The following is a 15,250-nucleotide window of genomic DNA, read 5'->3' as shown; positions in this document are numbered from 1 at the left end:
AAACTTTGAGATGGAAGGAGAAGACTTTTTCTCTCCTGATGTTTCCGAAGTTAAATCACCTAATGACTTAGAGGCTATTTACGATGTCCCGGTAGCTATAAGCGTAGTGTTGGGTAGGTCCGCAATGCCTATAAACCAGCTATTGAGATTGGGACGTGGAGCAGTTGTCGAGTTGGATCGCAAAATTGGTGATCCCATTGATATACTTGTTAATAACCGTCTAATTGCAAGAGGAGAAGTGGTCATGGTAGATGAAACGCGTTTAGGCGTTACAATGACTGAAATTGTTAAGTCAGAAAAATAAAATGGTAATCGTCTTTATTTTTGGAAATTTAGAAGAAAATGAATAGTATTAATTATAATTTTTCTTCTGCATTGAAGGATATTTTTGATAAATTTAATATAAATTCGAAATTATCCTCCTTTAAGAGATTTTTCCCCGGATCTGATGTCGGTTTGGCACTGTCTGTTGCGGCATTGCTTTCTATACTTGTTTTGCCGTTACCTACATTTGTTTTGGATATTGGATTATCTCTCTCAGTTACATCATCAATATTGGTTTTGATGGTGGCATTATTTTTAAATAAGCCTTTAGATTTTACGTCCTTCCCAACCTTGTTGCTACTGACAACATTGCTGCGTCTTTCTTTGGAAGTGGCAACAACACGTCTGATTTTGAGTCACGGCTATGAAGGAACATATGCTGCAGGTCATGTCGTTGCAGCTTTTGGCGGATTTCTCATGGGGGGAGATGTCGCTATCGGCGCTATATTATTTTCTATTCTTCTTGTTGTTAACTTTATGGTTATTACAAAGGGATCAGGAAGAATTGCGGAGGTAGCGGCTCGATTCTCTTTGGACTCCATGCCTGGAAAACAGATGGCAATTGACGCCGAGTTGTCTTCAGGAGCCATCACTGATGTTGTTGCTAGAAAAAAACGAAAAGAACTTGAAGAAGAAAGCGGTTTTTACGGAGCAATGGATGGAGCCGCGAAATTTGTTCGTGGAGATGCTATCGCCAGTTTGATAATAACAGCTATTAATATTGTTGGCGGGTTAACGATAGGCATTATTCGTCATGGTATGTCTATATCAGATGCCGCTACCGCATTTACAACATTAACGATCGGTGATGGGCTAGTGTCCCAGATACCAGCGCTTTTGGTCTCTACGGCCTCCGGTATTGTAGTAACAAAAGGAGGGACTGAGGGGGGGGCAGATGTTGCTCTTGTCAGGCAATTAGGCGGAAATCCTAAGCCACTTGCTTTAGCTGCCGGTTGTTCATTGGTTTTAGCGCTCATGCCCGGATTGCCAACCTTTCCGTTTCTTTTCCTTGCAGTTTTATCAGCAATGGGAGCGTGGTTCAGGTATAATTCCCCTATTTCTAATGGCGATACAGAGGCGGACGCTATTGTAGTGCCTGAGACTACTGTTCAAGCTGACGCACCAATTTCGGAAAGCCTTAAGGTTGATTTATTAAGATTGGAATTGGGCTTTAATTTGTTGGCGATAGCCAATGGAGAAAGCGCTCGTCTAACCGAAAAAATTAAAATATTACGAAGGAATATTGCTAGTGATATGGGTTTTGTACTGCCGCCCGTTCGCATTCAAGATAATTTAGTTTTACCTCCTGATTATTATTCAGTTTGTATCAAAGAAATAGAAGTGGGACGGGGTGAAATCAAAATTAATAAACTTTTGGCTATGAATCCTCAAGGAGGAGCGCCTAATATTGAAGGTGAAAAAACCAAAGAACCTGCCTTTGGCTTACCTGCATTGTGGATAGATCAAAATTTACGTGAAAATGCCATAATTCAAGGATACACTGTCGTAGATCCAGCAAGTGTTATTATTACTCATTTAACCGAGCTGGTTAAAGAGAACATGGCAGACCTTTTATCCTATTCTGAGACGCAAAAATTACTGGATGGCATGCCTAGAGATCAGCAGAAATTAGTCGCTGATCTTGTTCCTTCGCAGGTTTCTGTGAGTATTATTCAAAGAGTGTTACAGTCTCTTCTTGATGAAAAAGTTTCTATTAGAGACTTAACGGGTATCTTGGAGGCGATTCAAGAAGGTTACGGTCAAGGATTCAAAACAGTTGCAGCACTGGTCGCGCATGTTCGAATTAGATTGGCGCGTCAAATCAGCTCATCTGTGATGAATGCCCAAGGGTATATACCAGTGTTATCTCTTAGTCCCGAGTGGGAATTGGCTGCCTATGAGAGTTTGTCTGCTTCGATCGAAGAAAAACAAATTAATTTTTCGCCTTCCCAGATGCAAAGATTTGTTTCAAGTTTGAAGTATTCTTTTGAGTCCTCTTCGAAAGAAGGAAGGATACCAGTAATATTAACGTCTCGTAACCTTAGACTTCCTCTGAGGCGTATAGTAGAGAGAATTCAGCCTACCGTTAGTGTTTTATCTCAAGAAGAACTGTTTTCTAGGGCTAAAATCATAAATTCCGGGACTATATTGTAGTATAATTTAAGTTTATATTGTTTGTGAATGATTGTATTTTGTTTTTATTGGAGTATTTTTATGATATAACTTTGGTATATTTTTTCTTGTCACATATTAATTTCTAAAAATTCCTGCTTCCCAGTGTTGAGTGCCACCTTGAGTTAGCTGAGTGCGGCGCCTTCTCCTCTCTCCCATTTGGAAGCAAGAACCTGCTAAACTCTTTGCTGATGCGAGAGTGTTCCTAGCGGAATCCAGATTGATATGACTGCGAGTATGAAAATTCATTTTGTTGCCTCCTCTAACGACACCGCTCAGTTAGCTTTAGAGCGGCTCTCGCAGAGGTATGGAAATTCCCAGATTCATAACGCTGATTTTGTTGTTTGTCTGGGGGGAGATGGCTTCATGCTTGAAGCGCTTCATAAGGTTCTGGATAGAAGTATTGCCATTTATGGAATGAATTACGGGACTGTTGGTTTTTTGATGAATGCTGCCAATGAAGAGGACCTGTTGCGTCGTCTTGAAAATGCTCAGCCTTCGGTTCTTCATCCTTTACACATGACTGCTACGACCGCTTCCGGGGCGGTTAGAAGCGCATTGGCGTTTAATGATGTTTTTCTTTTCAGACAAACGAGACAGACGTCCCGTATAAAAATTGAAATCGATGGCCGAACGCGTCTTGAAGAACTAATTTGCGATGGAATTATTGTTTCCACTCCTGCAGGCTCTACGGCCTATAATCTTTCTGCTCATGGACCTATTGTGCCGTTGAGCTCCAATATCCTTCCTCTCACGCCAATTTCCGCTTTTCGTCCCCGACGCTGGCGGGGGGCTCTTTTGCCGTCGACTGCTGTCGTAAAGCTCACACTTCTGGATACGGAAAAACGATCGACCGCGGCCGTAGCAGATTTTACAGAAATTCGGGATGTGGCCGAGGTCGTAGTGCGGGAAGACCGCAGCCGGAAGGCTACGATCCTGTTCGATCCTGATCACGGCCTTTCAGAGCGGATCATTGCCGAACAGTTCGTAGCTTGAGCTCAAATGACGGGAGTCAGGAGCTTTCCATCAGTGAAATAGGCGATCAGGTTCTCGACAACCAGATTGCCCATTGCTGTCCGGGTTTCTAGGGTCGCTGAGGCCTGATGGGCTTGCAGAACAGTGTTCGGAAGAGTGAAAAAAGCAGGGTTGATGTTGGGTTCGTTCTGAAAAACGTCCAGACCGGCGCCAGCAATCCTTTTTTCCTTCAAGGCTACCAGAAGTGCTTCTTCATCTACTACTGTGCCTCGGGCGATATTGATCAGGACCCCATTTTTGCCCAAGCATGTCAGGACGTCGCCATTGATCATGTTTGCAGAACGTGGCCCTCCTGAGACTGCCAGGATCAGGACATCACACCACTCTGCAAGTGCTTTCAGATCTGGCTCGAAACGGTAAGCGGTTTCAGGTTTTGCATGGGAATTGAAATAGGCCACTTCCATGCCGAAAGCCGAGACACGTTTAGCAATGGCCTGTCCTATGTGGCCAAACCCCGCGATGCCAGCCTTTTTCTTTGTAAGACTACGGCTCAGGGGAAGGGGCGAATTGGGCCAGTTTCCCGCCCGGACGAACCGGTCATTGTTCACGACATCCCGCATCACCGTCATCATCAGAACAACGGCCATATCAGCTACATCATCTGTCAGGGTGCCCTGGGTCGTGGCAACGCGGATGTTTCTACGCTTTGCTTCCTGAAGATCAATGCGATCGGTCCCTACGCCATTGACAGAAACGACTTCAAGATTGGGCAGGGCGTTCATGATGGCGGCAGGAACACCTGAACCGCCTCCTGTCGTGATCCCGCGAATGACAGGAGCAACAACTTTCAGCTCTTCAAGTGACGTGTATGGATGGAGGTCAAAAAACTGTTCCAGCCGTTCTTTCATAAACGGGAGAATCGGATCAATTGTCAGAATGCCGGGTCTGGATGACATGAAATTCTCCGTTATTGATTTGCCGCACCATCAATCTTTGGGGTGCGGTCCTAGAGTAGCGTTTGCAAGTGCGACACAAGCGGCCTCGACGTCTTCCCAGGTTCGGATGAAGCCTTCTTCAGGTCCATAATAAGGATCAAGAACGTCCTGTCCGATTCGATTGGGAAGGTGGTCCAGCATCAGTGAAAGACGGGCCCTTGAATGACGCGGCTGCATTTTTCTGAGAGCTGTGAGGTGGGAACGGTCCAAGGCAATAATATGATCAAAACGGCTGAAATCCTGCTCTGTCACGAGGCGCGCGCGGAGCGGAGATGCGTCCAGCCCTTTCAGGGTCGCTATCGCACAGGCACGTGGATCCGGAGCCTCGCCCAGATTCCAGTGTCCTGTCCCCGCAGAGTCGATATCGAGGTTCAAGCCGCGTTCCCGCGCTTCCCGGCGCATGACGAGTTCAGCGAGAGGAGAGCGGCAGATGTTGCCCGTACAGACAAAAAGAAAACTGTTCATGCACCTGTCAGCCAAATGAAAAACGCCATGGTGAAGATTGAAGATAACGTCCCGAAGAACAGAACGGATGCAATTTCACGTTCCAGAACATGATATCGCATGGCGAGGATAACATTGATGGAGGCGCTGGGAATGGCCATCGTCAGGACGCTCTCCTGCAGTGCAGGCAGGGGCAGATGCCATAGCCGGGCCAGTGCATAAATGATGCCGGGAATGACAACGTTCCGGACACTGACAATGACCCCCACCAGAGGGCTGAACTTTACCTGACGGGTGAAAAGAACCACACCTGAGGCGAAGAGCGCCGCACCGCCTGTCGTACGTCCAAGAAGCTGAAGCGAGCCTTTGAGAAACTGGGGCAGGAAAGCCCCTGCACTGACTAGAACAAGAGCCATCATGGGCACCCACACCACGGGTTCGCGGCATGAATGTATCAGATGTCCGAATAGTTCGCGGAAATCATTGCGGGCTTCGCTGTCATTTCCAACGCGGTGGTTGCTGCCTCGGTCATGCCCCATCAGGATCAGTGTGATCGGGAGCTGAACCAGATTCATGGCCAAAGATGCGATTGAAATCGGCACGGAACTGGCAGGACCGAAAATCTGACCCAGAACGGGAATGCCAATGAAAGGGACGGATGGGCCGGTGATGGTCATTGCGATCAGTGCCGCTTCCCCGAGGCGGCGTTTCAGGAGGCCGCGCAGGATGGCAAAGATCAGCCCATAGCCCCCAACCATGGCCAGCAGGATCAGGGCGGCAACGGGTCCTGCCGCCAGAACCTGACCGCGCGGCGTGCTGAGGATGGAAACCAGCAGTTCCAGCGGAAGTGCATACAGCATGACCAGACGTGTCAGAACACCAGCCTGCTGGGCGTCAAAATCTTTTCGGTATGCCGCGAAATAGCCAAAGCCCAATGTCACGAGAATCGGGAGAATGGACTGAACGATCGTCAGCAGCAGGGCAGGCGAATTCGTCATAATTGACTCATGAAATCAGAAATCCGGTCAGGAAAAGATCACCTTTCGTAACGGTCACCCTCACATTCGTCTATCCCTGCTGCAGATGACAGTTGACCAAAGCCGCGGAGAATGGCTTTGTGGAGTGATCTTGTCCTCTTTCTGTCGGTGCCAGATTACGTGATGCAATCCATACTCGATACGTTGTGGGGTCTGATCCTTGGCCTGCTGGGCGTTGTGGTGGCCGGCGTGGCCATCATCGAGGTCATGGCCCGTTCCGTGCTGGGCAGTCTTGGAATACAGGGGCAGGTCCAGACGGTTCTGCTGTTTCTGCTTCTAGGTGGATTGATCCTGGGGGCGTTCCGGGTTTTTGGAAAACTGTTTGCCGTTCTGCTGGTGGCCGCGTTTTCCGTCTATTTCATGCATGTTGTCTTCGGCGTTCTGAGCGATGCGCTCATCCCGGTTCAGACATCGAGTGCAACGACTGATGTCTGAACCCCGCCAGTTCTGAACAGTCAGTCTTGGGGCGTCTGGATGATGCGGATCAGTACTTCCACGATCTCGGGATCGGCGAGAGTGGACAGATCGCCAAACCCTTCAGTCTCGCCACAGGCGATCTTGCGGAGAAGACGCCGGACGCTTTTCCCCGAACGGGTCTTGGGAAGGTCCGGCACGACATGGATCCGCTCGGGCGCCGCATAGCGACCCACTTTCGACGTAATCGCTTTCGCCGCCCGGATGTGAAGGTCGTCGGGCGCGTTATCGCGCGGGACGACGTAAACAACAATCCCCTGTCCTTTGAGGTCATGCGGGATGCCGATTGCGGCACTCTCCGCAATGGTCACTTCAGTCGCCAGCGCATCTTCGATTTCAGCAGAGCCGATCCGGTGTCCCGAGACATTGATGACGTCATCCACCCGCCCGGTAATCCAGTAATACCCGTCTTCGTCACGGCGTGCGCCGTCACCCGTGAAATAGTATCCCGGATAAGGCTGAAGATAGGTGCGCTCGAAAAGACCATCATCGTTCCAGATGGAGAGGGCGCGTCCAGGCCACGAACCCTTGAGGCAAAGCACGCCCTCTGTGGCGCCTTCCCGCGGCGTACCCTTTTCGTCCAGAAGAACAGGATGCACGCCGGGGAGGGGGAGCGTTGCTGAGGCAGGTTTTTCACGAACGGCCCCCGGAACGGGAGAAATCATGATGCCGCCGCTTTCAGTCTGCCACCAGGTGTCAACGAAAGCGCAGCGCCCGCCACCGACATGGTCATTGAACCAGGACCAGGCTTCCTGGCTGATCGGCTCGCCCACAGTCCCCAGAACACGTAGCGAAGACAGGTCGTAACGCTGCACGACAGCATCGCCTTCCCGCATAAGCGCACGGATGGCTGTCGGAGACGTATAGAACGTCGTGACCTTGTGATCCTGAATCACATTCCACCAGCGACCTGGCGCCGGAGAGGACGGCATGCCCTCGAACAACAGAACCGTCCCGCCGTTCAGCAAGGGCCCGTAAACGCCGTAAGTGTGGCCCGTGATCCAGCCGATATCAGCCGTGCACCAGAAGATGTCTCCGTCCTGATGATCAAACACCAGTTCATGCGTGTAGGACGCCCATACCAGATAGCCACCGGTGCCATGCACGACGCCCTTGGGCTTGCCGGTGCTTCCCGAAGTGTAAAGCAGGAACAGCGGAGCCGAGGATGGCATGTTCTGGGGCGCGCAGTCAGATACGGCCTTTTCAAGAAGGGGGGCAAGCCATCTGTCCCGCCCAGGTTTCATACCGACCTCGTCGTCCGTCACGCCTACTACCAGAACAGCGTTGACGGCAAGGGTTTCCGGCCGGAGGTCGAGGGCCGCGTCCAGTGTGGCCTTGAACGGAATCCTTTTGGCGCCCCGTCGCCCGACATTGGCTGTGATCACCAGAGCAGCACCGCTGTCAGCCAATCTGTCAGCAATGGCTTCGGGAGAAAACCCGCCGAAGAGAACCACATGGATCGCGCCAATCCGGGCACAGGCGAGCATGGCGATCAGGCCTTCAGGAACGGAAGGCAGATGAATGGCAACACGATCGCCTGCCTGAATGCCCTGATCCCGCAGGACATTCGCCATCCGGCAGACATGTTCGTAAAGGGTCTTATACGTGAAAGTCAGCACGCGTCCGGCGTCCTCAGCCTGCCAGACCAGGGCCTTCTGATCGCCGCGGGTTTCGAGGTGGCGGTCCAGGCAGTTGACGCTTGCATTGAGCATCCCACCGGCAAACCAGCTCTGCTTCTCGCACTGGGCGTGCGTCGGCGCGGTGTTCCAGGACAGTCTCTCGCTTTCACGCTTCCAGTAAAGTTCGGGCCCGGCAGTCGCCCGTTCCACCAGAGCGCTATAATCCGTCGGTGTCAGGCGGAACGAATGAGAGTGAGAAGAGGAGGGCATGAACCTGAAACCTTACGCACAAAAAGCAGATGCCACAGAGCAGGCTGCTGTTATATATTTGGCTTACAGGTTCTGAAACAGGGAGAATTTCTGCCTTCTTGCAGAAAAGCTCCCAAGGGATGGTGGTGTCCGCGAGAGGATTCGAACCTCCGGCCCCAGGATTCTTACCACTTCGGCTTTCACCGCCATGCCGCGAAGCATGTTCGTGGTCTGGACTGTCTCTTCACCACGACTGCGGAAACCGCAGCCAAGGTGTTGCCCGTACAGTCTCTACACCTTCGTTCCAGCGCACCGGAACGCTTGGCTCGGGATTGGCACGATCGAGATGATCAGAGCGTTCCCCGAATTTGAGCAAATCCACCATGCGGTTTCCCATCATGGCGCCCAATTCAAAACCTTAGGAATCCTGTGCTCTATCCTGCTGAGCTACGCGGACAAACCATCAAAATCATATAGTGGGTATGCTGTTTCTGCAACCATGTCTGTTTTATCTTCAGGGAAGAGCATCATCACGGCCCCCCTCAGCGATGCGTTATGAGAGGCTGGACAATCGGAGCTGTCATGAGATTGGTGTGCGGTTAAAGGGAGAATGACGGCGTTTGTTTAGGCTATCTAAACCTTTTGCGGGTATTCTTGGAGGCGGTGCTTCTGCTACGGCCTTGCACCATGCCTCTTTCCTGCCAAGGGGGAGGGGATCTGTTTTTTCTGGTAGTCCAAATCCTGGGTAGGATAGAGCGCATCCGCGTCTGGCATCCTACAGATATCTCTCTTGACTAAGGGGTTGTGCAGGTTTGACAGGTTTAAGAATGGCCATGATCTGCGTTGCTTGCGGCGATATATTGAAGCGGTTTGATGGTTCTGTGCTTTCGGCAACGGGGCGCTGACTGTGGGGATGATGAAGATGATGGACAGCTCGGCCCGTCATGCCCGAGAGGCTGACCCTACCCTCCTGCGGCTGAAGCTGATCGGCCAGATGGAGGCGAAAACCCTGACGGGAGAGAGCGTGCTGCCTGTTGGGGGCAAAACGCGCGCCCTTCTGGCCATTCTTGCTCTTTCCGACCGAAAGCCTGTTTTGCGTTCCCGGCTGGCTGAACTGTTGTGGAGCCAGCGTCCCGAAGACATGGCCCGCGCCTCCCTGAGGCAGGAAATCCATCGTCTTCTGGATGCTTTGAATCCCTTGGGCGTGGACGTTATCGACGTTCAGCGACATGCCCTCGCCCTGAAGCCTGCACTGACCTCCGTGGATGCGGAAAGGCTTCTGACAGCCAGTCTTCGGACAATCGACAGTGTGGCTTTGCCGGATGAACCGCTGCTTGGCGAACTGGTAGGCGTGGATCCCGCGCTCGATGAGTGGATCAACCAGCAGAGGGAGCGTCTGACCGCTCATCTTCAACAGCTTTATGAAGGCGCTGTCAGGGAACTGACGGATCCAGATCAGGTTGCAGAGATGGCTGAACGCCTTCTGCGGTTCGACAGTCTCAATGAGGTCGCCTGGCGAGCCAGAGTACAGACTGCCCTTCGTCGTGGAGATCAGGCACGCGCAGCGGCGCTTGCAGATCAGATGGTGTGCATCTTCGGCGGCGTCGAAGGGCATATTCTTGCCCCGGCAACCCAGACGCTGATTAATGGTATCGGCACTGAGAGTTCCAGTAGCGAACTCCTGAAGACCTCATCCCAGACGGCCGTGTCCACACCCGGTCCGGATACGTCCGTTTCCATTCCCATGCAGCGACCAGATCCAATGCTGGTCCTGCCATTGCATTATGCTTCCTCGCATGGCCCTGCGGGAGAGCCGCGAAAGATTTCTCTGGTTTTTCTGGCGCCCTCATGTGCCGATGAAAAGCTTCTGCAGCATGGAGAAGTTTTGCGGGATCAACTGGAACTCATGTTCGTAAATATGGGAACCTTTGATATTGTTTCGTCTCCCGGGCTGCCCCCGTCTGACACTGTCAACGCCGCGATGATGTATCAGGCGCTCGGCGCGGACTATATTATCTCCGGAAATCTGCGCGCAGGGGCTGAGGGGGCTGAGAGCCGTCTTATCCTGCGCGTGCTGGATGCCCGACGCTACGGTGTCATCATCTGGGGAACGCATTATGACTTCCCGTCTTTGGCTCCAGAGCAGGCCCAAAGCAGCATCATGGCTCCTGCGCAGGCCATGCAGTGGAGTATTTTCGTTGCGGAGGCCCGGCGTATTGCGGGGCGCCCGGACAGCGAACTGTCTCCACTGGGTATGGCGCTGAGAGCTTTCACACTGTTGCTGCGGCATGATTCTTCGCTCTTCGGGCGGATTGATTCTCTTCTGGAATGCGCTGTCGATCTTGAAAAGGATGATGGGACAATCGCTCTTATTGATGCGATGTACTGTTATATCCGCTTCCAGAACGAATGGGGTGTGGAAGCTGACGCCATTTTCACCCGTGGATTGCGAAGTGTGCGTGCGGCTGTCGCGCTGATGCCAGACTTGCATGCGGTTGAAGTCCTGCTGGCCGCATACCTCATGTATGACCCCGCCAAACATTCCATGGCTGTATCAGTCGTTCAGAACGCAATGGCGGGTATCGCTCGCAACGACAGAAATCATCTGGATTCTCCTGACATCCTGATGGCGGGTGTCGTCATGAATCTTCTGCAGGGAGACATCAAATCAGCAAACTGCAGCGTGAAGGTCCTTCTGGAGAACGGATGCCGTTCTCAGTTCCTTGAACTTCTGCGGCCTGTTTTCATGATGGTTCTGCTGTTGGGTGAAGAGTATCAGGACGTCATTGCAATGGGGCGTTTGATCTCCGGCCTGTATCCGTCCTGCCCGAGCGCTCTGGTGTACTATCTTATCGCCTTGACTGAAGTGGGGACTTTCCCCGAAGAGGCCCAACAGGTCTGCCGTCACCTTCTTCGTCTGGTGCCTGACCTGACGATTTCCAAAGTTGTCAGCCGCTTTACGTTTGCAAAACCTGTGCAGCAGACGAGACTGGCTGAGATACTGCGTCAGGCAGGTGTGGTCGCAGGCTAGGGACATCTTCTCTCAGGTGCTTGGCCTTACGGCGCCGTCGCGATATGAACACTCAAGAAGTTGCCGGCTACAGGCCTCGCCAGTCTGTATCCTTGCTCGTGACCGGCCCTGGCGCGGCCCGCAGGACCACCCATGATGTCTCGCATCCAGTTGACCGTTCTTCGACCCTTTCACAGACCAGCGGCCCGCTTTGCCCTTGGATGTCTGGCTCTTACCGCGCTTTCCGCCTGCGGTGGTGGACGTGATCCCAGCACCCTGACCGCCCCGCGCAATCATCTTCTGGGCGTGGACCGGGGAGCTGAAGGCGGCGCCGACGAGCTTCGCGGCGGGGTTAATGCCTATCTGTGGCGCGGCGCGATTGATACGCTGTCGTTTATGCCACTGGCATCTGCCGATGCCGTGGGTGGCGTCATTCTGACGGACTGGTATCAGCCTTCCGCCAGTCAGAACGAGCGTTTCAAGATTGCGGCCTACGTCCTGGACCGGCGCCTGCGTTCGGATGCCCTGCGGGTTTCCGTCTTCCGGCAGGTTCTTCAGGATGGACAGTGGGAAGACACCCCCGTTTCCGCCACCACAACCTCCGATATCACCACCCGTATCTTGACGCGTGCACGTCAGCTGCGTGCCGAAAATGGCGAGCGGGACAACTGAGCCAGACATGAACGATACCCCAGCCCCCGCATTCGATTTCCAGAACCGTGAACCCTTCTGGCAGAACGAATGGAAGCGCCGGAATACTTTTGCAGTTCCTGATGTTCCTCCCGCCGATCGTCCGAAGTACTATGTGCTGGAGATGTTCCCGTATCCATCCGGGCAGCTTCACGTGGGGCATGTCCGGAACTATACGCTTGGCGACGTGGTCGCACGCTACAAGCGGGCCCGCGGATTTGCTGTCATGCATCCGATGGGCTGGGACGCCTTCGGCCTTCCCGCGGAAAATGCGGCGCGTGAGCGCAATGTTCATCCCGGGAAATGGACGATGGACAACATCGCAACCATGCGGGGCACACTTCAGCGTCTGGGTTTTTCTCTGGACTGGGATCGTGAAATCGCGACCTGCCTTCCCGAGTATTACGGTAAACAGCAGAAGCTGTTCGTCGACATGCTGGCGGCCGGGTTGGTTGAACGCCGGGACTCACTGGTCAACTGGGATCCGGTCGATGAGACGGTTCTTGCAAATGAACAGGTCGTTGAGGGCCGGGGCTGGCGCTCGGGAGCTCTGATCGAGAAAAAAAAGCTCTCCCAGTGGTTCCTGAAGATCACGAAATTTGCCCAGCCTCTGCTGGATGACCTTAAAACGCTAGATCGGTGGCCTGAGCGCGTCCGGACGATGCAGGAACGCTGGATCGGTCGCTCCGAGGGCGCGCGGGTCCGTTTTGCCCTCCATCAGCCGCCCGTTGGCTATGACGAAGATCTCGACAGCATTGAGGTCTTTACCACGCGCCCTGACACCCTGTTCGGTCTGAGCTTTGTCGGTATTTCGGCTGAGCATCCGCTTGCCCGCAAAATTGCTGAAGCGAACCCGCAGGCCGCCGCCTTTATTGAGGAGTGCCGTCGTCTCGGGACCTCGGAAGAGGTGATCGAAGCTGCTGAAAAACGTGGCTTTGATACCGGACTGCGCGTTGCCAATCCTCTCGATCCCGAAAAGACGGCTCCCGTCTGGATTGCCAATTTCGTCCTGATGGATTACGGGACTGGCGCGGTTTTCGGCTGTCCCTGTGGCGATCAGCGCGACCTTGATTTTGCCCGTAAATACGACCTGCCGGTTCCGCAGGTCCTGTTGCCTACCGGACAGGACGCCGAGACCTTTGTTCTGGGCAAGAAGGCCGTTTCGGGCGATGTAACCCTGTTCAATTCAGGCTTCCTGGATGGACTGGACCCCGCGGCAGCTCGTACGAAAGTTATTGAACGCCTTGAAGGTCTGGGTGCCGGAAAGGGCGTCGTGAACTGGCGTCTGCGCGACTGGGGCATTTCACGTCAGCGCTACTGGGGCTGCCCGATCCCCATCATTCACTGCGAGACCTGTGGTCCGGTTCCCGTTCCCGACGATCAGCTTCCCGTCATCCTGCCCGAAGACGTGACCTTTGACCGTCCGGGGAATCCGCTCGACCATCATCCGACCTGGAAGCATGTGAGCTGCCCGCATTGCGGAAAGGCGGCTGTCCGGGAAACGGATACATTCGATACCTTCGTTGATAGCTCGTGGTATTTCGCCCGCTTCACCAGCCCTCATGCCGAGACCCCAACAGTGCCGGCGGCGGCGAACGGATGGCTCCCCGTTGATCAGTATATCGGCGGTATCGAACACGCGATCCTGCATCTGCTCTACGCACGGTTCTTCACCCGGGCCATGCATGAAACCGGCCATCTGGATGTGGACGAACCGTTTGCCGGTCTTTTCACGCAAGGCATGGTGACGCATGAGAGCTACCGCGACGAGAGCGGCTGGCTATATCCCGAGGAAGTCGAACGTCGTGGTGACACGGTGGTGCGGCGGGATACCGGAGCGCCGGTGCAGATCGGCCGCTCTGAAAAAATGTCCAAATCCAAGCGCAATACGGTGTCGCCCGTCGATATCATTGAGCACTATGGCGCCGACACGGCCCGCTGGTTTGTTCTGTCCGATAGCCCGCCCGAGAGGGATATGGAGTGGACAGCTTCCGGCGTCGCGGCTGCTGCCCGTTTCGGTCAGAGATTGCATCGTCTTGTCGCCTCGGTCGCGGCTCGCGATGCCGCCGAGAGCGTCCACGGTGCGACCGGTGAAGACCTGCGCCGCATCACGCATCGGACAATCGCTGCGGTTGGTGAAGCTCTTGAGGCTTTCACACCAAATGTTGCTGTGGCGCGCCTGCATGAACTCACCTCGGCGTTGGCGGAGGCCGAGCGTCTCGAAGGAGACGGCATTGCGGCGACCCGTCGTGAGGCAGCGCGCGTTCTGTGTCTGCTGACCGCACCGATGATGCCGCATCTTGCCGAAGACATGATGGCAGTTCTCGAGCCGGGAAGTGCGCTGGTTGTGGACCGCCCCTGGCCTGAAGCCGAGGACCAGTGGCTTGCCGTCCAGAGTGTGACGATCGGTGTACAGATCCTCGGCAAGCTGCGTGGGACCATTGAGGTTCCGCCGGATGCACCGAAGGACGATGTGCTTGCTGCTGCCAAACGCGAGCCGAACGTGGCCCGTCTTTTGGAAGGGAAGCGTCTGGTGAAGGAAATCCATGTTCCGAACCGGATCGTCAACTTCGTGGTGGCCGGGTGATGTCAGACCGGCGCGGCACTTTTCTGCTCACGGCTTTTCTTCTGCTGGGGGGGTGTGGTTTCTCACCCCTCTACGGAAAGCTGACCCCGAAATCCGACATGTCGGAAGAGTTGGCCCAGGTTTATGTGGACAACATTCCGGGGCGTTACGGCCAGCTGCTGCGTCTGGCCTTGCAGAAAAATCTGGCAGGCGCCGGGCCGGAAGATCCTCATAAATACATGCTGAAAGTCTATTCCGGCATGAATGAGGAAGCAGTCGACATCCACCAGGACAATACGTCAGGCCGGACGCGAAGCACAGGCTCGGCGCACTGGGTTCTCATCACGGTGGAGCAGAACCCGCGCCTGCTGGCGCAGGGCGATGCGACGACGCTGGATGGTTTCAATACGAGCTTCGAGCAGTATTTCGCCCAGACCCTGAATGATGAAACCCTTCAGGCGCGTGTTTCCGACACGCTGGCACAGACCGTGACGCAGCAGCTGGCGATCTGGTTCCGCAGTCACAACATGCCAGAGAAAGCGGCGCCTGATGAGCTGCCGCGTTATCTGAACACCGACCGTATGCCTGACGACAACGGGAATGCGGCTACGGACCGGACTGGCGTTGACGGCTTCCCCGCCTCTGCCACTGGCCGTCTGTCCCGTAGCACGACCAGTACATCCGCCCAGTAAGTG

Annotated in this window: 13 protein-coding genes; 8 read left to right on the top strand and 5 right to left on the bottom strand. The window is 54.0% G+C overall.

What is annotated here, in order from left to right; all coding sequences use genetic code 11:
- Positions 1 to 10 precede the first annotated feature (10 nt).
- The 3 genes from fliN to A0U94_RS09205 all read left to right on the top strand — a co-directional run bounded on the left by fliN (position 11) and on the right by A0U94_RS09205 (position 3,492).
- A complete protein-coding gene (fliN, locus tag A0U94_RS09215; protein WP_408735625.1) occupies positions 11 to 304 on the top strand; it encodes a flagellar motor switch protein FliN in 294 nt (97 codons plus the stop codon).
- 38 nt (positions 305 to 342) lie between these two features.
- Positions 343 to 2,478, top strand: a complete 2,136-nt coding sequence (gene flhA, locus A0U94_RS09210; protein ID WP_077803154.1) for a flagellar biosynthesis protein FlhA — start codon at positions 343 to 345, stop codon at positions 2,476 to 2,478.
- A gap of 255 nt (positions 2,479 to 2,733) precedes the next feature.
- Positions 2,734 to 3,492, top strand: a complete 759-nt coding sequence (locus A0U94_RS09205) for an NAD kinase (protein WP_062028050.1) — start codon at positions 2,734 to 2,736, stop codon at positions 3,490 to 3,492.
- 2 nt (positions 3,493 to 3,494) lie between these two features.
- Here A0U94_RS09205 and A0U94_RS09200 read toward each other — a convergent pair whose 3' ends face one another.
- The 3 genes from A0U94_RS09200 to A0U94_RS09190 are packed head-to-tail and all read right to left on the bottom strand — an operon-like array spanning position 3,495 to position 5,908.
- On the bottom strand, positions 3,495 to 4,427 hold the full coding sequence (locus A0U94_RS09200) for a 2-hydroxyacid dehydrogenase (RefSeq protein WP_077803153.1): 933 nt from the start codon (positions 4,425 to 4,427) through the stop codon (positions 3,495 to 3,497).
- A 30-nt stretch (positions 4,428 to 4,457) separates the two neighbouring features.
- Complete coding sequence (locus tag A0U94_RS09195) at positions 4,458 to 4,931, bottom strand: low molecular weight protein-tyrosine-phosphatase (RefSeq protein WP_077803152.1); 474 nt, start codon at positions 4,929 to 4,931, stop codon at positions 4,458 to 4,460.
- Positions 4,928 to 5,908, bottom strand: coding sequence for an AEC family transporter (locus A0U94_RS09190; protein WP_062028054.1), 981 nt, complete (start codon positions 5,906 to 5,908; stop codon positions 4,928 to 4,930). The genes A0U94_RS09195 and A0U94_RS09190 overlap by 4 nt, the downstream gene beginning before the upstream one ends.
- A 111-nt stretch (positions 5,909 to 6,019) precedes the next feature.
- Here A0U94_RS09190 and A0U94_RS09185 point away from each other — a divergent pair, with 111 nt between their 5' ends.
- Complete coding sequence (locus A0U94_RS09185; protein ID WP_244177985.1) at positions 6,020 to 6,382, top strand: hypothetical protein; 363 nt, start codon at positions 6,020 to 6,022, stop codon at positions 6,380 to 6,382.
- A gap of 20 nt (positions 6,383 to 6,402) precedes the next feature.
- On the opposite strand, the gene acs is transcribed toward A0U94_RS09185, so the two are convergent.
- Both acs and A0U94_RS15915 read right to left on the bottom strand, forming a co-directional pair.
- On the bottom strand, positions 6,403 to 8,310 hold the full coding sequence (gene acs, locus A0U94_RS09180) for an acetate--CoA ligase (protein WP_077803151.1): 1,908 nt from the start codon (positions 8,308 to 8,310) through the stop codon (positions 6,403 to 6,405).
- 223 nt (positions 8,311 to 8,533) lie between these two features.
- Positions 8,534 to 8,674, bottom strand: a complete 141-nt coding sequence (locus A0U94_RS15915; RefSeq protein WP_156474566.1) for a hypothetical protein — start codon at positions 8,672 to 8,674, stop codon at positions 8,534 to 8,536.
- 537 nt (positions 8,675 to 9,211) lie between these two features.
- Between A0U94_RS15915 and A0U94_RS09175 the strand changes: the two genes are divergently transcribed.
- The 4 genes from A0U94_RS09175 (at position 9,212) to A0U94_RS09160 (ending at position 15,247) form a co-directional block, all read left to right on the top strand.
- Positions 9,212 to 11,320 (top strand): AfsR/SARP family transcriptional regulator, encoded by a 2,109-nt coding sequence (locus A0U94_RS09175; protein ID WP_208611625.1) that lies wholly within the window; start codon positions 9,212 to 9,214, stop codon positions 11,318 to 11,320.
- Positions 11,321 to 11,452: 132 nt separating this feature from the next.
- Entirely contained in the window at positions 11,453 to 11,971 is a 519-nt protein-coding gene (locus tag A0U94_RS09170; RefSeq protein WP_062110006.1) for a DUF3576 domain-containing protein, read from the top strand.
- Between the two features lie 7 nt (positions 11,972 to 11,978).
- The gene (gene leuS, locus A0U94_RS09165; RefSeq protein WP_077803149.1) at positions 11,979 to 14,576 is read left to right on the top strand and encodes a leucine--tRNA ligase; all 2,598 of its coding nucleotides are present in this window, start codon (positions 11,979 to 11,981) and stop codon (positions 14,574 to 14,576) included.
- The gene (locus A0U94_RS09160; protein ID WP_062110014.1) at positions 14,576 to 15,247 is read left to right on the top strand and encodes a hypothetical protein; all 672 of its coding nucleotides are present in this window, start codon (positions 14,576 to 14,578) and stop codon (positions 15,245 to 15,247) included. Before leuS ends, A0U94_RS09160 begins: the two co-directional genes overlap by 1 nt.
- Positions 15,248 to 15,250 lie beyond the last annotated feature (3 nt).

The sequence above is a fragment of the Gluconobacter albidus genome, assembly GCF_002005485.1.
GTDB classification, from domain to species: Bacteria; Pseudomonadota; Alphaproteobacteria; order Acetobacterales; family Acetobacteraceae; genus Gluconobacter; species Gluconobacter albidus.
The sequence above is the reverse complement of the archived record's forward strand: the minus strand, read 5'-3'. Positions and strand labels throughout refer to the sequence as shown.